Annotated in this window: 19 protein-coding genes; 9 read left to right on the forward strand and 10 right to left on the reverse strand. The window is 41.4% G+C overall.

Annotated features, from left to right (window positions below; all coding sequences use genetic code 11):
* Window positions 1–393 precede the first annotated feature (393 nt).
* From C9J40_RS04310 to C9J40_RS22200, 6 genes are all read left to right on the forward strand, one after another.
* Entirely contained in the window at window positions 394–2,025 is a 1,632-nt protein-coding gene (locus tag C9J40_RS04310; RefSeq protein WP_107206162.1) for an ABC transporter substrate-binding protein, read from the forward strand.
* A gap of 84 nt (window positions 2,026–2,109) precedes the next feature.
* The gene (gene oppB / locus C9J40_RS04315; RefSeq protein WP_107206163.1) at window positions 2,110–3,030 is read left to right on the forward strand and encodes an oligopeptide ABC transporter permease OppB; all 921 of its coding nucleotides are present in this window, start codon (window positions 2,110–2,112) and stop codon (window positions 3,028–3,030) included.
* 16 nt (window positions 3,031–3,046) lie between these two features.
* Window positions 3,047–3,958 carry an oligopeptide ABC transporter permease OppC gene (gene oppC / locus C9J40_RS04320; protein ID WP_107246055.1) on the forward strand — a complete coding sequence of 304 codons (912 nt, stop codon included), beginning with the start codon at window positions 3,047–3,049 and terminating at the stop codon, window positions 3,956–3,958.
* Window positions 3,959–4,034: 76 nt separating this feature from the next.
* The gene (locus tag C9J40_RS04325; protein ID WP_107206164.1) at window positions 4,035–5,000 is read left to right on the forward strand and encodes an ABC transporter ATP-binding protein; all 966 of its coding nucleotides are present in this window, start codon (window positions 4,035–4,037) and stop codon (window positions 4,998–5,000) included.
* On the forward strand, window positions 5,000–5,989 hold the full coding sequence (oppF, locus tag C9J40_RS04330; RefSeq protein ID WP_107206165.1) for a murein tripeptide/oligopeptide ABC transporter ATP binding protein OppF: 990 nt from the start codon (window positions 5,000–5,002) through the stop codon (window positions 5,987–5,989). Before C9J40_RS04325 ends, oppF begins: the two co-directional genes overlap by 1 nt.
* Before the next feature lie 381 nt (window positions 5,990–6,370).
* Entirely contained in the window at window positions 6,371–6,592 is a 222-nt protein-coding gene (locus C9J40_RS22200) for an OmpA family protein (protein WP_255418311.1), read from the forward strand.
* A 74-nt stretch (window positions 6,593–6,666) separates the two neighbouring features.
* Here C9J40_RS22200 and purB read toward each other — a convergent pair whose 3' ends face one another.
* From purB to C9J40_RS04355, 4 genes are all read right to left on the reverse strand, one after another.
* Window positions 6,667–8,034 (reverse strand): adenylosuccinate lyase, encoded by a 1,368-nt coding sequence (purB, locus tag C9J40_RS04340; protein ID WP_107245897.1) that lies wholly within the window; start codon window positions 8,032–8,034, stop codon window positions 6,667–6,669.
* A 97-nt stretch (window positions 8,035–8,131) separates the two neighbouring features.
* Window positions 8,132–8,749 carry a high frequency lysogenization protein HflD gene (gene hflD, locus C9J40_RS04345; protein ID WP_005368793.1) on the reverse strand — a complete coding sequence of 206 codons (618 nt, stop codon included), beginning with the start codon at window positions 8,747–8,749 and terminating at the stop codon, window positions 8,132–8,134.
* Window positions 8,750–8,761: 12 nt separating this feature from the next.
* On the reverse strand, window positions 8,762–9,877 hold the full coding sequence (gene mnmA, locus C9J40_RS04350; protein WP_107206167.1) for a tRNA 2-thiouridine(34) synthase MnmA: 1,116 nt from the start codon (window positions 9,875–9,877) through the stop codon (window positions 8,762–8,764).
* 362 nt (window positions 9,878–10,239) lie between these two features.
* Entirely contained in the window at window positions 10,240–10,890 is a 651-nt protein-coding gene (locus C9J40_RS04355; protein WP_107206168.1) for a pseudouridine synthase, read from the reverse strand.
* A 140-nt stretch (window positions 10,891–11,030) separates the two neighbouring features.
* On the opposite strand from C9J40_RS04355, the gene icd reads away from it, so the two are divergent.
* The gene (icd, locus tag C9J40_RS04360) at window positions 11,031–12,284 is read left to right on the forward strand and encodes an NADP-dependent isocitrate dehydrogenase (protein WP_107206169.1); all 1,254 of its coding nucleotides are present in this window, start codon (window positions 11,031–11,033) and stop codon (window positions 12,282–12,284) included.
* A gap of 470 nt (window positions 12,285–12,754) precedes the next feature.
* Here icd and cspD read toward each other — a convergent pair whose 3' ends face one another.
* Window positions 12,755–12,976, reverse strand: a complete 222-nt coding sequence (gene cspD / locus C9J40_RS04365) for a cold shock domain-containing protein CspD (RefSeq protein ID WP_005368784.1) — start codon at window positions 12,974–12,976, stop codon at window positions 12,755–12,757.
* A 224-nt stretch (window positions 12,977–13,200) separates the two neighbouring features.
* On the opposite strand from cspD, the gene clpS reads away from it, so the two are divergent.
* Both clpS and clpA read left to right on the forward strand, forming a co-directional pair.
* Window positions 13,201–13,521 carry an ATP-dependent Clp protease adapter ClpS gene (gene clpS, locus C9J40_RS04370; protein WP_006646582.1) on the forward strand — a complete coding sequence of 107 codons (321 nt, stop codon included), beginning with the start codon at window positions 13,201–13,203 and terminating at the stop codon, window positions 13,519–13,521.
* A gap of 47 nt (window positions 13,522–13,568) precedes the next feature.
* Window positions 13,569–15,836 carry an ATP-dependent Clp protease ATP-binding subunit ClpA gene (gene clpA / locus C9J40_RS04375; protein ID WP_105059833.1) on the forward strand — a complete coding sequence of 756 codons (2,268 nt, stop codon included), beginning with the start codon at window positions 13,569–13,571 and terminating at the stop codon, window positions 15,834–15,836.
* A gap of 140 nt (window positions 15,837–15,976) precedes the next feature.
* On the opposite strand, the gene infA is transcribed toward clpA, so the two are convergent.
* From infA to cydD, 5 genes are all read right to left on the reverse strand, one after another.
* Window positions 15,977–16,195, reverse strand: coding sequence for a translation initiation factor IF-1 (gene infA, locus C9J40_RS04380; protein ID WP_005368778.1), 219 nt, complete (start codon window positions 16,193–16,195; stop codon window positions 15,977–15,979).
* A gap of 200 nt (window positions 16,196–16,395) precedes the next feature.
* The gene (locus C9J40_RS04385) at window positions 16,396–17,085 is read right to left on the reverse strand and encodes an arginyltransferase (RefSeq protein WP_107245899.1); all 690 of its coding nucleotides are present in this window, start codon (window positions 17,083–17,085) and stop codon (window positions 16,396–16,398) included.
* Window positions 17,086–17,088: 3 nt separating this feature from the next.
* Window positions 17,089–17,802, reverse strand: coding sequence for a leucyl/phenylalanyl-tRNA--protein transferase (aat, locus tag C9J40_RS04390; RefSeq protein ID WP_107245901.1), 714 nt, complete (start codon window positions 17,800–17,802; stop codon window positions 17,089–17,091).
* A 122-nt stretch (window positions 17,803–17,924) separates the two neighbouring features.
* Complete coding sequence (cydC, locus tag C9J40_RS04395; protein WP_107245902.1) at window positions 17,925–19,646, reverse strand: cysteine/glutathione ABC transporter ATP-binding protein/permease CydC; 1,722 nt, start codon at window positions 19,644–19,646, stop codon at window positions 17,925–17,927.
* Window positions 19,639–21,411 carry a cysteine/glutathione ABC transporter permease/ATP-binding protein CydD gene (gene cydD, locus C9J40_RS04400; RefSeq protein WP_107206173.1) on the reverse strand — a complete coding sequence of 591 codons (1,773 nt, stop codon included), beginning with the start codon at window positions 21,409–21,411 and terminating at the stop codon, window positions 19,639–19,641. Before cydD ends, cydC begins: the two co-directional genes overlap by 8 nt.
* Between the last annotated feature and the right edge of the window lie 94 nt (window positions 21,412–21,505).

Genomic DNA, 21,505 nt, shown 5'->3' on the forward strand with positions numbered 1-21,505 from the left:
TGAAACAAAAATGTAAATATAATGTTGCTTTAGTGTTTAGTTTTTTAGGTTTCATAAGCTGCATTTTGGGTTTTTATTGAGTTTATTTACTGCTTATTTGGTTATATGTTGGTTTTATATAGTGTTATTTTCTATTTTTTGAGTGTTTATAGAAATGAAACGTTAATTACATTGTTATTAATAGTATTAAAAACTAATGAATAGTGATCTTATTAGCATAAAGAAGCTTTTAATTGTTAAAATATGGTAAATATATTTATATTCTGGTAACGTTTTGAATAATTCTTCGGTTTGATCGGCCTGTTTTAGGATAAAAACTAGCCAATAAAGCTATTTAGAGTAGCCAAATGAAGAACGTCACGGACGTAATAAACTGATGTATTGGAGTAATGCATGTACAAGAATAAAATCACTCAAGCACTCATGATGAGTGCAAGTTTTGCCGTAGCCGCCACTTCTTTTTCTTCTTTTGCGGCACAAGTACCCTCTGATGTAAAACTTGCTGATAAGCAAGAGCTTGTTCGCGGTAATGGAACCGAGCCAGAATCGCTAGATCCGCAAAAAGTATCAGGTGTACCTGAATCAAATGTTATTCGTGATTTACTTGAAGGGTTAGTAAACCAAGATAGTAAAGGTAACTTAGTACCAGGTGCCGCTAAGTCGTGGGATACAACAGATAATAAAACTTGGATCTTCCACCTTCGTGAAGATGCAAAATGGTCTAATGGTGATCCTGTTACGGCGGATGATTTTGTTTATACATGGCGCCGTTTAGCGGATCCAAAAACAGCATCTCCTTACGCGTCATATATTCAAATGACAACAATGGCAAACGCTGAAGATATCATTGCAGGGAAAAAACCAGCAGATACATTAGGCGTTGAAGCGGTTGATACACATACTTTAAAAGTAACATTGGATAAGCCAGTGTCTTACTTCGCATCCATGCTTGTTCATACTTCAATGAAACCTGTAAATCAAAAAGCAGTGGAAAAGTTTGGCGATGATTGGACGAAAGTAGGTAACTATGTATCTAACGGTGCATACAAGTTAGATAAGTGGGTGGTTAACGAGCGTATTGTACTGACTCGTAATGAGAATTACTGGGATAACAAAGATACCGTTATTAACAAAGTAACGTTCTTACCGATTGAAAACCAAGTTGCTGCAATGAACCGCTTCTTAGCGGGTGAGCTAGATATGACGTACGAAATGCCAAACGAGCACTTTAAACGTCTGCAAAAAGAATACCCACAAAATGTGAAAGTTACGCCATATCTATGTTCGTACTACTACGAATTTAATATGACACGTAAACCTTTTGATGATGCAAACGTACGTAAAGCACTGTCATATGCCATTGATCGTGATGTATTGGCGAAATTTATCGTAGGTAAAGGAGAAACGCCGGCTTACAACTTTACACCATTGGCAACCAATGGCTTAGACGTTGATATGCCTGAGTACTCGAAGCTTGATCCAAAGCAACGCTTAGCGAAAGCAAAAGAGTTATTGAAAGCGGCGGGTTACGACCAAAATAATCCTCTGAAATTTAGCCTGCTTTACAATACATCTGAAAACCACAAGAAAGTGGCTGTTGCGATAGCTTCAATGTGGAAAAAAGGCTTAGGCGTTAGTGCAACGCTAGAAAACCAAGAGTGGAAGAGCTACCTCGATGCTAAACGTCAGGGGAACTTTGATGTTTCACGTGCAGGCTGGTGTGGTGACTACAATGAAGCATCAACATTCCTAGCTATTATGCGAAGTGATCATTCACAAAACTACCCGAAATATTCAAGTGCTGATTACGATAAAGCGATTGATGATGCGGTACTAGCAACAACAGATGCACAGCGTTCTGCTGATTATAAACAAGCTGAAGCAAAACTTGCTGCAGATATGCCTATCATGCCTATCTACCATTATGTCAATGCGCGCTTGGTTAACCCTCAATTAGGCGGTTACCCAATGGAAAACCCAGAAGATAATATCTACTCAAAAGATATGTACTTCACAGCGAAATAATTCGCGCTAAATAAAAATAATAATATGCAGCCTTCGGGGAATGAAGGCTGCTTTTGCACTCACAGCAATTACACGGTAGCGTTTATGTTTAAATTCATAGCTAAACGGATTTTAGAAGCCATACCGACTTTATTGGTATTGATCACAATTTCTTTCTTCTTGATGCGCTTTGCACCAGGTAATCCTTTTTCAAGTGATCGTCCTCTTCCACCTGAGGTTATGGCAAATATCGAAGCGAAATACGGCTTAGATAAACCAGTTTTAGAGCAATACACCACCTATCTTGGCAATATTGTCCAAGGTGATTTTGGTCCGTCTTTTAAATACAAAGATTTCACTGTTAACGAGTTGGTGGCAAAAGCCTTACCTGTATCGGCAAAAATTGGCTTCTTCGCCTTTATTTTTGCGTTAGTGATGGGGGTAGCTGTTGGCACTATTGCGGCGTTGAAACAAAATACCTGGCTCGATTATACAATTATGTCGACAGCGATGGCGGGGGTGGTTATGCCGTCCTTCATTCTCGCACCGGTTCTTATCTACATATTCTCGATTAAGCTGCAGTGGCTACCTGCGGGTGGTTGGCAAGACGGCTCTACAAAATTTGTATTGTTACCGATGTTTGGTATGGCGCTTCTCTACGTCGCCACGTTTGCCCGTATTACTCGTGGTAGCATGATTGAAACGTTAAACAGTAACTTCATTCGTACTGCGCGTGCGAAAGGGTTAAGCTACCCTTACATCGTCATTAAACACGCTTTAAGGCCTGCACTTCTTCCTGTTGTTTCTTATATGGGGCCTGCTTTCGTTGGCATCATTACGGGTTCTGTCGTTATCGAAACCATTTTTGGTTTACCGGGTATTGGTAAGCTATTCGTAAATGCAGCGTTTAACCGTGATTATTCGTTAGTACTTGGTATTACTATTTTGATTGGTTCATTAACCATTATCTTTAACGCCATTGTGGATATTGTTCTCGCAACAATTGACCCTAAGATCCGTTACTAAGAGGCTAATAATTATGATGTTAATGAAAAAAGATAGTGTAGAAGCCTTAGAGAACTTTTCAGAAAACTTGGAAATTGAAGGCCGTAGTCTTTGGCAAGATGCGCGTGTGCGTTTCATGCGAAATAAAGCGGCAATGATTTCTTTAGCGATTTTATTGTTAATTACCTTTGCTGTTATTTTCGGTCCAATGTTTAGCCAGTATGCGTTTGATGATACTGACTGGTATGCGCTACATGCCGCGCCATCACTCGGTGCTGAAGGGCACTTTTTTGGTACTGATAGTTTAGGCCGTGACTTATATACTCGAACCCTGATTGGTGGGCGGATCTCACTGATGGTCGGTATTTTAGGTGCATTAGTCGCGGTGGTGATTGGTACGCTATATGGTGCCGCATCGGGATTCATAGGCGGTCGAACTGACCGTGTGATGATGCGTATTCTAGAGATTTTATATTCAATCCCATTTATGTTCTTCGTGATTGTTTTAGTGACGTTTTTTGGTCGTAACATCATGTTGATATTTATTGCGATTGGTGCCATTTCATGGCTCGACATGGCCCGTATTGTTCGCGGTCAAACCCTGTCTTTACGTGGTAAAGAGTTTATTGAAGCAGCCCATGTTTGTGGCGTGAGTCGCTGGCGTATTATCACTCGCCATATTGTGCCTAACGTCTTAGGTATTGTGGCGGTTTACTCAACGTTACTTGTTCCGTCAATGATTCTGACTGAATCTTTCCTTAGCTTCCTAGGCTTAGGGGTACAGGAACCAATGACAAGTTGGGGTGCTTTACTACAAGAAGGTTCACAAACAATGGAAGTGGCTATTTGGCAGTTGATATTCCCTGCAAGTTTCATGGTTGTGACACTGTTCTGTTTTAACTACGTGGGTGACGGCCTACGTGACGCATTGGATCCAAAAGATAGATAACTGGATGAAGCTGGTTGGCAACACATGCTGCTAGAACAATAAAGTTGATCAGCTTGCTTCATTATAAGGACGTAATATGAGCTTATTAGATGTAAAAGATCTGCGTGTCGAATTTACCACGCCTGACGGTATTGTTACTGCGGTTAACGATCTTAATTTCTCGCTGAACCTTGGAGAAACCTTGGGTATTGTAGGTGAATCAGGTTCAGGTAAAAGCCAAACCGTTTTTGCCATCATGGGGTTACTGGCGAAGAACGGTAAGATCAGTGGTAGTGCTAAATTTGAAGGTAATGAAATTTTAAATATGCCTGAAAAGGCGCTGAATAAAATTCGTGCAGAACAAATCGCGATGATTTTTCAAGACCCGATGACATCGCTAAATCCCTATATGAAAGTGAGCGATCAGCTCATGGAAGTATTAATGCTGCACAAAAACATGAGTAAGTCTGAAGCGTTTGAAGAGTCTGTTCGCATGTTGGATGCGGTTAAGATCCCAGAAGCACGTAAACGGATTGGCATGTACCCGCATGAATTTTCAGGCGGTATGCGCCAGCGTGTGATGATCGCAATGGCGTTATTGTGTCGTCCTAAGTTGTTGATTGCTGATGAGCCGACAACAGCACTTGATGTAACCGTTCAAGCACAGATCATGGAATTACTGAATGATTTGAAGAAAGATTTTAATACTTCAATCATAATGATCACTCACGATCTTGGTGTCGTCGCGGGGAGCTGTGACAAAGTACTTGTGATGTATGCCGGTCGAACGATGGAATACGGTAAGATCAATGATATCTACTATCAACCAAGCCATCCTTATACCGAAGGTTTATTGCGTGCTATCCCTCGTTTAGATACTGAAGGGGAGGAGTTACCAACTATTCCTGGAAATCCGCCGAATTTATTACGTTTACCTACGGGGTGTCCATATCAAGATCGATGTCATCGTGTATCAGCACGTTGTAAACAAGAGTCGCCGATCTTAACTCCGTTCGATGATGGTCGTTTACGCGCGTGTTTTTCTGATATGAGGGCATGGTAATGAGCACAGAAAAGAAATTATTATTAGATGTAAATGATCTTAAAGTTCACTTCAACATTGCAGCAAAATCTGCTTGGCCATGGACACCGCCACTTAAATTAAAAGCCGTTGATGGCATTAATATCCGTATTTATGAAGGTGAAACACTCGGTGTAGTGGGTGAGTCTGGCTGTGGTAAATCCACTTTTGCTCGTGCTGTTATTGGTTTAGTTGAAGCAACGGATGGGCAAGTGGTCTGGCTTGGTCAAGATTTGACAAAGTTGAAGCGTGAAGCTTTGCGAGAGAAGCGTAAAGAAATTCAAATGATTTTTCAAGATCCATTAGCATCATTAAACCCACGTATGACGGTGGGTGAAATTATTGCAGAGCCATTAAAAGCGTTTTATCCAAAGCTTTCAGCTGATGATGTAAAGCAGCAAGTACAAGCGATGATGACTAAAGTGGGTTTATTACCTAACGTGATTAACCGTTATCCTCATGAATTTTCTGGCGGGCAGTGTCAACGTATTGGTATTGCGCGGGCATTGATCTTAAAACCTAAAATGATCATTTGTGACGAGCCGGTATCAGCACTTGATGTATCGATTCAGGCTCAGGTAGTTAATCTACTTAAATCACTACAAAAAGAGATGGGTCTTAGTTTGATTTTTATTGCTCATGATCTTTCGGTTGTGAAGCATATCTCTGATCGTGTGTTGGTGATGTACTTAGGTAATGCGGTTGAAATGGGGGAAAGTGAAGCCCTGTTTGCCGAGCCTCAGCACCCTTATACCAAGGCATTAATGTCTGCTGTGCCAATCCCAGATCCAGAATTGGAACGTAACAAGCATATCGAATTGCTTGAAGGGGATTTACCGTCACCAATGAACCCCCCTTCAGGCTGTGTATTTAGAACCCGTTGCCCAAATGCCACATCATTGTGTGCAGAGCAACAGCCGCAACTAAAAGGTAATGATGTTCATGCGGTGTCATGCTTACATGTAGCGTAAATTGTGTTTAATTACAAAAAGCGGCTTTCTATATAGAAGCCCTTTTTTTATTGGTAATTTTTCAGTTGCTCTGTGATGTTCTTATTTTGATACAGAATATACACAGCGCGTTTTAACGCATTGTTTACGCTTTCATTCTTTGTGACTTCAATGCAATCTGCCGTGATATTCTTCTGTACATTATGCTCGCAAACACGACGTTGATTGATAGTAATGAAAACCGATTGGCCATTAAATTTCAGTACTTAAACCGCAAGCAATAGCGGAAGATAAGAAAATATATTTGTCTTTGATCTCGCTAAAGCGGTTTTAAAATCAGAAGACATTAAATAGTTAGATGTTTTTTTTACTAAAATTCAGTCACTTTAAGAAGATATTTTAATTACAGGTCATACCGATTATCAAGGGAGTGATAGCTATAATGAAGCTTTATCGCTGCGTCGTTCACATGCGATTGAAAGCTATATAAAAGTGCGAATTGATGAAAGTCATTATCAGTTTGAAGTGAAATATTTTGGTGAGAAGAATCCCATCGTGAAAGGACACTGCTTAAAAGCTAATGCATTGAACCGACGTGGTTTGGTGATGTTCACGGAAGTCTAATTGATTAATTCGAGATAAAGAAAAGGCGAGAAAGGTCACCCTTCTCGCCTTTTTTAATCCCGTTTAGAACGACATTATAGCTTGTCAGTTAGCTTAACAGCATCACCAATGTAGTTTGCTGGTGTTAGCTCTTTTAGACGTGCTTTTTCATGCTCAGGTAGGTCAAGACCATCGATGAATACACGCATACCTTCGCCATCAACACGCTTACCACGAGTTAGCTCTTTTAGCTTCTCGTATGGCTTTTCGATACCGTAACGACGCATTACTGTTTGTACAGGCTCTGCCAATACTTCCCAGTTCTTATCAAGCTCTGCTGCTAACGCATCAGCGTTAACTTCTAGCTTGCTAATGCCTTTCAGTGTTGATGTGTAAGCAATAATTGCATAACCACAACCTACCCCTAGGTTACGAAGTACTGTTGAGTCAGTTAGGTCGCGCTGCCAGCGAGAAACAGGCAGTTTTTGTGCTAGGTGACTGAAGATAGCATTCGCTAGGCCAAGGTTACCTTCAGAGTTTTCAAAGTCGATTGGGTTAACTTTGTGCGGCATGGTTGATGAACCGATTTCACCTGCAATCGTCTTCTGCTTGAAGTGACCTAGTGCAATGTAGCCCCAAACGTCACGGTCAAAGTCTAGAAGAATTGTGTTGAATCGTGCGAATGCATCGAATAGCTCTGCGATGTAATCGTGTGGTTCAATCTGTGTTGTGTAAGGGTTCCAAGTGATACCTAGAGAGGTCACGAACTCTTCACTGTATTGGTGCCAATCGATTTCAGGGTAAGCTGAAAGGTGAGCGTTGTAGTTACCTACAGCGCCGTTGATCTTACCAAGAATTTCAACGTTTTCGATTTGCTTGTATTGACGTTCCATACGATACGCCACGTTAGCCATTTCTTTACCCATTGTAGATGGAGAAGCTGGCTGACCGTGAGTACGAGTAAGCATTGGAATATCACGGAATTGATTTGCTAGATCTTTGATCGCATCAATCACGTTACGTACTTCTGGTAGCATCACTTTTTCACGTGCTTCTGTCAGCATAAGCGCGTGAGAAAGGTTGTTAATATCTTCTGAAGTACATGCAAAGTGGATGAATTCGTTAACAGCGTGAAGCTCTGGCACTTCAGCTACTTTTTCTTTTAAGAAGTATTCAACCGCTTTAACATCGTGGTTTGTTGTACGCTCAATCGTTTTAATGCGTAATGCATCTTCTTCACTAAACTCAGCGGCAACACGATCTAAGAATGCGTTAGCTTCAGGGCTGAATGCAGGAACTTCCACAATAGCGTCAGTAGCGGCTAATTTTTGTAACCAACGGATTTCAACGATTGTGCGGTACTTTAGCAGACCAAATTCACTGAAAATGCTGCGTAGTGCGCTTGTTTTACTTCCGTATCGGCCATCTACTGGGGAAACAGCAGTCAATGCTGACAGTTCCATATTGGGTCTCTCCTGATTTATAAGGGTTAAAACAATTTGTTCATCTAGCTAAGGGATTAGCCAAAGCTAGATGTTATGAATATTTACATCGTCGCTTTTAGTTACGCGCAAGCAAGATTTTTGCTTGCTCGATCATTTGCTTACGACCAAACAATAAATGTCGACGCTTACCGCCAACCTGACGCCACAGTACCGCACCACGAACAGCCGCTAGTAATAACGCACGGACTTTATGCTGTACGTGAGATTGTTGTAATTGCGCAGGTGTGCCTGATACTTGGATACGAGGGCCAAGTGGGCTAATAATATCGAGGTAAACACTCGCGATATTACTGAGCATTTGCTCGTCAAGTAGCTCGAAGTGATCACGCTGGCGTTTAAGCATATCAATGCGATCACCAAGCTGAGACATACTATCTCGACGACTTTCCAACTTACGTTCTAATGCCATCACACTGACTAAGTAGCGAGTAATTTCACTACCTGACGTGCTATTGTCGATATCACGCACCATGGACTCTAAGCCCATGCGTAGGTTTTCTTCATTTCCATAGACAGCAATAGTATTGTTTGGTGTTGTTTCAACAATACTATTTAATGTTGCGGCTAGAATATCGTTGTCACAGCTACCATTCTTGGCAACTTCCTGAACCAGTTTTACCGCTTGGCAAATACCAGCAAAGGCGATTGTTCGATCATAAACAGTGTAAGCCACGGTGAAACTCCTTTAAATTCGCTCTTCAATAATGCCGCCACCTAGGCAGATTTCACCGTTGTAAAATACCGCGGATTGACCTGGAGTAACTGCAATTTGAGGCTCATCAAAAATCACTTTAATGGTTTCATCATCCACAGGAATGATGGTGCAAGGAATGTCTTGCTGGCGGTAACGTGTTTTCACCGTACAAGCCATTGTTTCACGAATTGGTTGACGATCAACCCAGTGCAATTGCTTCGCAATTAAACCGTTTGACTTTAGGCGCGGGTGATCTTTGCCTTGGCCAACAATCAATAGGTTGTTTTTAACATCTTTATCAACCACATACCATGCATCTTCGTGACCATTACCACCTTTTTGACCACCAATATGTAAGCCTTTACGTTGGCCTAGGGTGTGGTACATCAAGCCTTGGTGTTCACCAATTTCTTTCCCTTCGTCAGCGGTAACAATTTTACCTGGCTGAGCGGGTAGATATTTGCCTAAGAACTCAGTGAATTTACGCTCACCGATAAAACAGATACCTGTTGAATCTTTTTTCTTCGCTGTAATTAAGCCTTGCTCTTCTGCAATGCGACGAACTTCTGGTTTCTCGAGTTCACCAACAGGGAATAAGCTACGTGCGATCTGCTCGTGACTTAAGGTGTACAAGAAGTAGCTTTGGTCTTTGTTGTTATCTACACCACGTAACATTTGTGGTTTATCGCCTTCCGCTGTCGGGAAGCTACGACGGGTGTAGTGACCCATAGCAATGTAATCAGCTTCGAGTACTTCGTCTGCAAATTCAAGGAATGCCTTAAATTTGATTTCCTTATTACATAGAATATCTGGGTTTGGTGTACGACCGGCTTTGTATTCAGCTAGGAAGTACTCGAAAACGTTATCCCAGTATTCTGCTGCAAAGTTAATGGTGTGCAGAGGAATACCCAGCTTGTCACATACAGCTTGTGCATCAGCGAGATCTTCTGCAGCAGAGCAGTATTCGTCGTTATCGTCTTCTTCCCAGTTTTTCATAAATAAGCCTTCAACTTGATAACCCTGTTGAAGGAGTAGGTAAGCGGATACCGATGAATCTACGCCGCCGGACATGCCGACAATGACTTTCTTTTGGCTGTTATCTGACATATTTCTCTTCAGTCGCTAATTTAGTGTTAAGAGCGTAATTCTAACAGAAAGCATTGAGCTGAAACAGATCGAGAGCAGAATCACACTTCAATAAATAAGTGACATAGCGCAATGCGCTGTCTTGTATCATTGCTGAAATTAAAAAATTACTACTAATACAATGGGTAATAGCCAAATAAGCCGTGAATATAAAGTATAAGTAGACTGTTTTTCTAGTTGCGCAAACGTTTGCTATTTAGGTCGATAATAATAGATATAGTGATGAATGTGTAGTTTTTTTGAAGAGAAAGAGTGTTTTACATTTTAGTTGGTAATCTGTGTGATTTGAGAGAAGAAACAATCACACAGATAAATAGCAGCGTTTACAATTGTTCACTGGTGGCTAATGTGACCTCTCGCCACTCACCAGGTGCAAGATCATTGACCGTCCATTGTGCCATTTGATGGCGAATTAGGCGTAATGTTGGATGGCCGATATGCGCGGTCATACGGCGAACTTGGCGATTACGCCCTTCTTTTAGTGTAATAGCAAGCCATGTCGTTGGAATGTTTTTACGTTCGCGAATGGGGGGATTACGATCCCATACCATTGGTGATTCAATGACTTCAACACCTGCAGGCAGTGTCATGCCGTCTTTTAATTCTACGCCATCACGTAAAGCTTGCAGATTAGCTTCTGTTGGTGCGCCTTCAACTTGTACCCAATACACTTTTGCTTGCTTTGATTTGGGCTGCGTTAACCTAGCTTGTAACACACCATCATTGGTTAAAACTAACAAACCTTCACTGTCTTTATCTAAGCGTCCAGCAGGGTAAACATCTTTTACTGGAATAAAGTCTGCAAGTGTACTGTCACCCGGTTCACCAGAAAACTGGGTCAAAGTGTTAAAGGGTTTGTTAAATAAAATGATCTTTTGTGGACCGCGAGCTCGCTTCGGTTTATTTAATTTTCTTGATGCCCTGCGCTCATTATTGGCACGTTTAGGTTGACGAATCATGGTATTTGGCTTCATAAATACTGCCGTAATGGAGATTTGTAGTATAGACAGGTCTATTATACGTGAAAATAACACAATTGGCGTACCGTTAAAATTTCAAGTATGATTTGCTCGCATCTTACAAAAAGATAACAAATGGACGCTAGGAGATTAAAATGGATAGTAAAGTAGTTGTACCAGTTGAAGGTCAGAAAATTACCCTAGATTCTGATGGTAAATTGGTCGTTCCTAACAACCCAGTCATTCCTTACATTGAAGGTGATGGTATTGGTGTTGATGTAAGCCCTGCAATGATTAAAGTTGTCGATGCAGCTGTAAAGAAAGCCTACGCTGGCGATCGTAAAATTGAGTGGATGGAAATCTACACAGGTGAAAAGTCTACACAGATTTACGGTGAAGATGCTTGGTTACCTCAAGAAACATTAGACTTTATCCGTGAATATAAAGTAGCGATCAAAGGCCCACTGACAACACCTGTCGGCGGTGGTATTCGCTCACTGAATGTAGCATTACGTCAAGAGCTAGATTTATACATCTGTGCTCGTCCTGTTCGTTACTTTGATGGTGTTCCAAGCCCACTTAAGCAACCAGAGCTAACTGACATGGTTATTTACCGTGAAAACTCTGAAGATATCTATGCGGGTGTTGAATTCCAAGCGGGTACTGCTGAAGCGGATAAAGTAATTAAATTCCTACAAGAAGAAATGGGTGCAACTAAAATCCGTTTCCCACAACAATGTGGTGTAGGTATCAAGCCTGTATCTGAAGAAGGCACTAAGCGTTTAGTTCGTGCTGCAATTCAATACACAATCGATAACGATCGTGACTCACTAACGTTGGTACACAAAGGTAACATCATGAAGTTTACCGAAGGTGCCTTCAAAGATTGGGGTTACGAAGTTGCGCTACAAGAGTTCGGTGCTGAACTACTTGATGGTGGCCCATGGATGACTCTAAAGAATCCAAATACGGGTAAAGAAATCATCGTTAAAGATTGTATTGCTGATGCATTCTTGCAACAAATCCTACTTCGCCCTGCTGAATACGATGTTATTGCAACGATGAACCTAAACGGTGATTACGTTTCTGATGCACTTGCAGCACAGGTTGGTGGTATTGGTATCGCACCTGGCGCAAATATTGGTGATGGCATTGCATTATTTGAAGCAACGCACGGTACTGCACCTAAGTACGCAGGTCAGGATAAAGTAAACCCTGGTTCACTTATCCTTTCTGCAGAAATGATGCTGCGTCACCTAGGTTGGGTTGAAGCTGCAGATCTAATTATTAGTTCAATGGAAGCTGCGATTAGCAACAAAACAGTGACTTATGATTTCGAGCGTCTAATGGATGGCGCAACATTACGTAAGTGTTCTGAATTTGCTGATGATATGATTGAACAAATGTAATTTAATCATTACATATAGATATGAGCCCAGCACTGCTGGGCTTTTTTGTATGCAAAAAACACAGTTTGTCTGCTTGTTAGGCATTCAGAGTAATGGTTCGTGCTTAACTTCTCAAAGGTGATATTTGGCTATGAGTCAATGGTTTTCATCGCTGATTATTTCGCATATGATGAAAACAGAGCAGGAAAATTGTTAAAAATATGTTTGTATTTGAGCGGTGGGGAGTGCTTTTTTAGTCATGCACTTTTTATTCATAATATGTTGGTATATTTCTCTGGTACAGAACAAGATTAGCGAATAACCATGTGGTGGGTGTACTTTTAATGTCCATTGAGGCATTGGATCATAGACAAGTAAACACATTATTATTATTGTCTGTTAATAATGCGGTAGATGTTGAGATAGAAGGGACTAAAAATTAAAGGCGAGAGAAACTCACCTTTATTATACACAATGTGGTAGATACAAGATTACTTAGCTTCATCACCTTCAGCGAGGATGATTTCGCTAGCATGATAGCCTTTGGGGCCTGTTTGCACTTCATAGTTAACTTGTTGTCCCGCCTTAAGTGTTCTATATCCTTCCATCTGGATTGTAGAGTAGTGGGCGAAGATATCATCTTCTCCATCCTCAGGGCAGATGAAACCAAAGCCTTTGGCGTTATTGAACCATTTCACTGTACCTGTTGCCATGCTATTACATCCCTCTTGCATTCAACTTCCATTTGGCATTAGCTATATACCAATACATTTGAACATTTGCATACTAATGCGTTTTGATGCAGATTATATCTACTACAGGTAACACTTTAGTAAAAAGAGCAAGTCAGTCAAGTGTTCTTTGTAACATTTTGATAAAATCTTTTTTGTTGGCTTCTCTATAGCCAGCTTGTGAACTAATGAACTAAGATGAAACTATGAGTAAGTTATACGAATGGATTAGCCCTGACTCCGATATTTTAGAAGAGGAAGAGATTCAGGTTAAGCCACCATCGATGTACAAAGTAATTTTGAATAATGATGATTACACACCGATGGATTTTGTGATAGAAGTGTTACAAACTTTCTTCTCCATGGATCTGGAGAAAGCTGCTCAGTTAATGCTAGCTGTACATTATGAAGGCAAAGCTATTTGCGGAACTTTCACGGCAGAGGTAGCAGAAACAAAAGTAGCGCAAGTAATGATGTACGCACGCGAACATGAACATCCGCTGTTGTGTACTATGGAAAAAGCATAATCTTTTTCCGGCACGCCATTTTTAGTGGTTTTTAGGGGAGGTGCCTTATGCTAAACAAAGAACTTGAAGCGAGCCTAAACGGTGCATTCGCCCGTGCGCGAGAAAAGCGCCATGAGTTTATGACTGTAGAACATCTATTGATGGCTCTATTAGAAAATGTAGCAGCTCAAGAGGCTTTATTAGCGTGCCGCGCTGATTTAGACCAATTGCGTCGTGAACTTGATTCCTTTATTGAACAAACTACGCCATTAATTCCGGTTGATGACGAAAGCCGTGAAACACAACCTACGCTAAGTTTCCAGCGTGTCTTACAACGTGCAGTTTTCCATGTTCAATCATCCGGACGTAGTGAAGTTACGGGTGCTAATGTTCTTGTTGCTATTTTTAGTGAGCAAGAATCTCACGCCGCTTACCTACTTAAGAAAAGTGATATTAGTCGTCTAGATGTCGTTAACTTTATCTCTCATGGCACTGTAAAAGACAGTGACAACGATGATGTTAATTCATCAGATATGGGAAATAACGAAGAGCAGCGCGCAGAAGCAAATTCTGAAGATAAGCTAGAGAACTTTGCAACTAACCTTAATCAGCTTGCAAAAGCGGGCGGTATTGATCCATTGATCGGGCGAGATAAAGAGCTGGAACGCACCGTTCAAGTGTTATGCCGTCGTCGTAAAAATAACCCATTATTGGTTGGTGAAGCTGGGGTCGGTAAAACAGCGATAGCAGAAGGGTTAGCATGGCGTATTGTTGAAGGACAGGTGCCAGAAATTATCAAAGATTGCGTGATCTATTCCCTGGATATTGGCTCGCTACTCGCGGGAACTAAGTATCGTGGTGACTTTGAAAAACGTTTTAAAGGAATTTTAAAGCAGTTAGAAAAAGAAGATCATGCAGTGCTATTTATCGATGAGATCCACACTATTATCGGTGCGGGTGCGGCATCAGGTGGTCAAGTTGATGCTGCAAATTTAATTAAGCCGTTGCTAAGTAGTGGCAAGTTACGTTGTATGGGATCAACCACGTACCAAGAGTACAGCAATATTTTTGAGAAAGAGCGCGCACTTTCACGCCGCTTCCAAAAGATTGATGTGATTGAACCATCTCTTGATGATACAACCAAGATATTAATGGGCTTGAAGCCGAAATATGAAGCGCACCATGAAGTACGTTTTACCAATAAAGCAATTCGTGCAGCGGTAGAGCTTTCAGCTAAATACATCAATGAGCGCCATTTGCCAGATAAGGCGATTGATGTGATTGATGAAGCGGGAGCTCGTTGTCGTCTCGCTCCAGCTAATCGCCGTAAGAAAACGGTGAACGTGGGTGATATTGAAGCCATGATTGCAAAGATGGCACGTATCCCTGAGAAGTCGATTTCATCAAGCGATCGAGATGTACTTCAGCATCTTGATGACAAACTGAAGATGCTAGTCTTTGGTCAAGATAACGCCATTGATGTACTCACAGAGGCCATTAAGCTCAGTCGTGCAGGCTTAGGTGCTGAGAATAAACCTGTTGGTTCTTTCTTGTTTGCAGGCCCTACAGGTGTTGGTAAAACAGAAGTGACCGTACAACTTGCACGTACGCTAGGCATTGAACTATTACGTTTTGATATGTCAGAGTACATGGAGCGTCATACTGTTAGCCGTTTAATCGGTGCTCCTCCTGGTTATGTGGGTTATGACCAAGGTGGTTTATTAACGGACGCTGTGATCAAAAATCCACATTCAGTAGTGCTACTGGATGAGATTGAAAAAGCGCACCCTGATGTATTTAATCTACTACTACAAGTAATGGATAACGGTACGTTAACAGATAACAATGGTCGTAAAGCGGATTTCCGTAACGTGATTTTTGTTATGACGACCAATGCGGGTGTGACCGAGACAGTACGTAAATCGATTGGCCTTATTCAACAAGATCATAGCCATGATGCGATGACTGAAATCAAACGTGTATTTACACCGGAATTCAGAAACCGTTTAGACAATATCATTTGGTTTAACCACCTAGAGAAAGATGTTATTGGTCAAGTGGTAGATAAGTTTATTGTTGAACTGCAAGCCCAACTTGATGCGCGTGGTGTATCGATGGAAGTCTCTGAGCGTGCACGTAACTGGATGTCAGATAAAGGTTACGATAAATCAATGGGTGCTCGTCCGATGGCGCGTGTAATTCAAGATAACTTGAAAAAGCCTTTGGCGAATGAATTACTGTTTGGTTGTTTAGTGAATGGTGGTTCTGTACGTGTTGACTTTATCAATGATGAGCTTGATTTCCAATTCAGTAGTGAGATGGAACCTGCGCATTAGTGATTAAATGCGATAAAACTAGAACGCCGCAGGCTACTAAGTCTGCGGCGTTTTTTATCTACGCAAAAAGATTATTTGATAGATAAAATAAAACCCAGCATTTAGCTGGGTTTCACTGCATCGTTAATTTTGAAAGAAAATTAACGTGCGCGGAAGACGATGCGACCTTTAGTTAGATCGTAAGGAGTCAGTTCCACAGTTACTTTGTCACCAGTAAGAATACGGATGTAGTTTTTACGCATTTTACCAGAGATGTGAGCAGTAACAACGTGACCGTTTTCCAGCTCAACACGGAACATTGTATTAGGTAGTGTATCTAGTACAGTACCTGCCATTTCAATTACGTCTTCTTTTGCCATTGAATCCTCTTAGGCTACCAGCCATTCATCTTGATCGGGCTGGATAATGCCTCGAAACTGTTTAAGTGTAAAGTTTAGGTGCTAATTTTACCCTTGCCAGTTGTCTTTGTCAGCTTTTGTTCGCGATTAATACGTATTTTCTACGTAAATTGACTTTTGTTTGATGTGTTCAGTTTGTATTGCTTTAGATTTAAGCAAACTTACTGCCATATACCATCGATAAATTTTTGATGAGGGACAAAACGTGTTTTGTAATTCATTGCCTTACAAGCATCGATTTGAAATCCAGGATATAGCCATTGACGTTTTGATTGACGACAGAACGCTATTTGAAAAAGTACACATAAGGTTCCGAGTGAGAGAGAGTGCTCTGGTTCAAAAAAGCTATACACTGCGCTCAATGCGTCAGGAAATACATCCGTTACAGCAATGGCGATAAGTTTTTCATCTTCATAAACATGTAAAAACGCGGTTGCCATCCAAGGTGCTGTTACAAATTCAAAAAATTGTTCTTTATTGGCTGGAAACATGGATCCTGTGGAATGACGAAGACGGATGTATTTTTCATATAATACAAACCAGTTTTCATCTAGCTCTGTTTTAAATTCAAAGCGAAGCTTTCGCATTTGAGCTTGCTGACGCTTTTGACTTCTTGATGGTGTGAACCTTTGGCAATCAATACGTAAAGGTGTACAAGCTGAGCAAGCAGCACACATAGGTTTGTAAATGGCACGACTACTGCGACGGTAACCTGAGGCTATTAATACGTCGTAGCCTTCGGGTGATAGCCACTGTGGCTCTATTACTACCCCTAAACGTTCTGTTTGATTAGGTAAGTAACTGCAATTAGATTCTGGTGTTAGACCTATTTGTAGTGATAACTGATCCATTGGTTAGGCCTGTGCAATCGGTAAAACGTGAGAAAGATAGGTTTCTACTGGAAGTATAATATCTCGCTGCTGGTAAAGATGGTCTAAAAATAGCGAACGCTCAAAGGTTTCTGCGCCTAAGGATTCAAGGTGTGGATTCATCATCTGGCAATCAATTAATGTACCGCCAAGCTCAGAGAAATAACGACAAAACTGCCATAATGCAATTTTAGATGCATTATCCGCCAATGAAAACATCGACTCACCACAAAAAACAGTTCCTATTGCAACACCATAAAAACCACCTATAAGTTTTTCATTAGACCAGACTTCCACGGAATGACAAATACCTAATGTATGTAGTTTTTGATAGGCTGAAATCATTTCTTCGGTGATCCATGTTTGTTCAGGCCCTCGGCAACTTGCACAGTGGCGAATCACATCATGGCATGCCTTGTTAATCGTGACGGTATAGCCTGATTTACGGAAAAACTTTTTCAGGCTCTTACTTGGCATAAAGGCATGTGGATGAAAAACGCCACGAGGGGTAGGACTCCACCAGAGAAGAGGTTCACCTTCCGAAAACCAAGGGAAAATACCTTCACGATAGGCGGTTTGTAAGCGTTTGGGGCTGAGATCTCCTCCCATTGCCAATAACCCATTAGGTTCTGATAAGGCGTTTGACGGGTGAGGAAACTGGTAAGTGCTGCTATCGATCTCTGGTAAATAAATAGTCATACTTTACTGATAGTAGTGGTAAATCTTAAATGATTATATCGCAGTTGATGGTGAGATGAGACAGATAATAAAAAGGCGATACAGTCAGATATCGCCTTTATTTATTTTAGCTATTACAGTACTTAGATACGATTACACAATTCTGCATAACGACCGTTTTGTGCCAGTAATGCTTGGTGTTTACCGCGTTCGATGATCTCACCTTCATCCATTAAACAGATTTGATCCATTTGATCGAGTCCCACTAATCGGTGGGTGATAAAGAGTACGGTTTTATCTTTTGCATGTTCGAGTAACAAGGCTAATATTTGCTGCTCAGTTCGGCGATCAAGACCTTCTGTTGGCTCATCCATTAGTAGGATAGGCGCATCATGAAGTAGTGCGCGAGCGATACCTAAGCGGCGTCTTTCACCACCAGAGATTTGACGTCCACCTTCACCTAACCAAGTATCTAATCCTTTCTCTTCAAGTAGGGTTGATAGGCCGACTTGAATTAATGCCTCGGTAAATTCAGCATCAGTGCCGTTGGGTTTTGCTAACACAAGGTTTTCACGTAATGAACCATTGAAGATATCAACACGTTGGTTAACCACGGTAATTGCTTTACGTAGAGCACTTTCACTCCATGTTGGAAGTGGTTTGCCATCAATGGAAATTTGACCTTGTTGAGGATCCCAACTACGCGTGAGCAGTTGAAGTAAGGTTGATTTACCACAACCTGTTCGCCCTAGTAATGCCAGTTTTTCACCTTGTTTTAAGTCTATTGATACATTCTTCACAACAGTCTGAGTGCTACCGTAATAGGTGTAGCTGACATTTTCAATCTTTAGCTCACCTTGTGCATCACCGTGGTAACCGTTTGGATCAAAGATCGTATCAGGTGTCGCTTCAATGATTTCATTTAAGCGTTTTGCTGACGTTATGGTTTGCCCTAGGTATTGGAAAGCACCAGCAACTGGCATCATCATCTCAAAGCTTGCCATGGTTGCAAATGCGACCATAGCTACAAATGGATCGGGCGCATGGCCACCAATACCATCAGCAGCAATCCACAGAATGACCACTAAGGTCCAGCCTGTGGCTGCCATCAACATACCATTCGCTAAGCCTGTTAAACTCGCCATTTTGCGTTGAGCTGCAAGCAGTTGGTCTTGCTCTGCTTCTGCTTGTTGGCGGTAACGAGGTTCTGCATTAAACAGCAAGAGTTCTGCATGGCCTTGCAACCAATCGAGTAGTTTTACACGGTAGTTCGCTTTTGCAACTGTCAGTTGCTCACCGTTACGTTTACCTAAGTGGTAAAACAAAATAGGCAATATAAACATTAATGAGAGCAAGATCCCACCAAGCGTTAAGCCAATCGTTGGATCAAACCATGATAAAAATGCGGTAATTGCAGCGATACCTAATACGCCAATCACTAAAGGACTAACCAATCTTAGATAGATGTGATCCATCGCATCAACATCAGCAACTAAACGGTTCAGCAAATCAGCATCACGTAGGTTCGCTTGACGGCCAGGGATCAGTGGTGTGAGTTTCCTAAAGAAAAATAAACGTAGATCAGCAAGGAGCTTAAACGTTGCATTGTGGCTAACAACGCGTTCCCCCCAGCGCCCTGCGGTACGAGCCATAGAGAAACCACGAACCCCAGCCCCTGGTAACATGTAGTTGAATGTTTCTCTCGCTATGGTTAAACCCGCAACAGCAGAAGCGGCAATAAACCAGCCGGATAGGGTTAATAGACTAATAGCGGCAAGAATTGTAGCTAAACCTAAGAGCATACCGAGTGTTAAGCCAAACCAGTGCTTACGGTAAAGTTTTAGGTAAGGGATTAAATCACGCATCGAGATCCCTCTTATCTGTATGGCTTAGCATATCTGCCAGTAAGCCATGTTGACTGATTTCTACGAACGAACCGTTTTGAACAAGTTGGCCATTCTCCATTACAAGAACACGATCCATAGCATGTAGTTGATCTAAACGGTGGCTAACCATCAATGTGGTGTGTTGCTCAACAGCACGACCTAAACTTTCAAGGACTAAGCGTTCACTGTTAGCATCAAGGCTGGCTGTGGGCTCATCTAAAATCCAAAACGCACCTTGTTGTAACATGGCGCGAGCAACAGCAATACGCTGCGCTTGACCTACAGATAAACCACCGGAACGATCACCGACATGATGTTGATAACCTTTTTCTAAGCGATTAATGAATTCGTCAGCGTAAGCTTCTTTTGCTACTTGAGTCACTTTGGCTTGTTCCGCGAATTGATCACCTAATGTGATGTTTTCATAAATCGTACCGTGAACAAGTAACGGGTTTTGACCAACCCAGCTAATCGCTTGACGCCATTCACTGTGGTTAAGCTCTTTCAATTCAATCCCATTAACTTTTATACTGCCGCGATAGGGTAGGAACCCCAATAAGGCGTTTAATAAACTGGTTTTACCTGCACCACTAGGGCCAACCAATGCCACATGCTCATTGGCATTAATATCAAATGTCAGTGGACCTGCAAGCTTTTGACCTTCAGGACTTAATACTTCTAATTCGGTCACTGATATTTGTATTTTCTCTGGCGTTGTTAATGTTTTAGTGCCATCCGTCATTTCGTCTGCTTCAATATTTAGAAACTCAACGATAGATTCTGCCGCACCAATAGCTTGTGCCTTGGCATGATAGAAAGTACCAAGATCACGTAGCGGTTGGTAAAACTCGGGCGCAAGAACCAGAATGAACAAACCAGTAAATAAAGTAATAGGGATACCGTAGTTACCGAAATTTAATTCACCGATAAAAGCAAAACCGAAGTAAACCGCAACAATAGCAACAGAAATAGCAGAGAAGAACTCTAATACTGCTGAAGATAAGAAAGCAAGACGAAGGACTTCCATTGTTCGTTTACGAAGTACGTGTGAAGCGGCATTCAGGTTCTCTGCTTCAGCCTCTGCACGATCAAATAAACGCAGGGTAGATAGCCCTTGAAGACGGTCGTAAAAGTGACCAGATAAGCGTTGTAATGCCTTAAAATTTCGGCGGTTAGCATCTGCAGCACCTAAGCCAACCAGTGCCATAAATAAAGGAACAAGTGGTGCGGTGAGTAAGAATATTAACCCCGCTGCCCAGTTTAAGGGGAAAACGACAAATAAAATAACGACAGGAATAAGAACGGATAGTGACATCTGGGGTAGATAGCGAGCAAAGAAATCTTGCATTTCTTCTACTTGCTCAAGAACAAGACTTGCCCATGTGCCAGCAGGTTTCCCTTTAATATAAGCGGGGCCTAAGTTTTGTAAGCGGTTAAGAATTAATTGGCGTATATGTAACCGTATTTGTTCGCCGCAACGGTAACCAAAAATTTCTCTTCCCCAACTGCATAGGGAACGCAAACCGATAATAACAAATAAACCAATAAATTGATTAATAAGAGAGTATTTATCAGTATGTTCAATAATCAGTTGATGCAGAATACTTGCAAGTAATGCTGCTTGTCCAACAAGCAGTAAACCAGACAAAAAGCCTAATCCAATACTTAGCATAAGCCAGCGTTTTGCTAACTTGCTTTGGGATTTAAGCCATTTGGTTAAATCGCGATGTAATTGTTTATCCATATAAGGGTTTCATTACGGTATTAACGGTGGGTAGCTCATAGTTAAATGGTGAGCATACATTTAACTATGAGATAAACAAACCGCGACTTCATGA

The sequence above is a fragment of the Photobacterium sp. GB-72 genome (assembly GCF_003026095.1).
Classification (GTDB): domain Bacteria; phylum Pseudomonadota; class Gammaproteobacteria; order Enterobacterales; family Vibrionaceae; genus Photobacterium.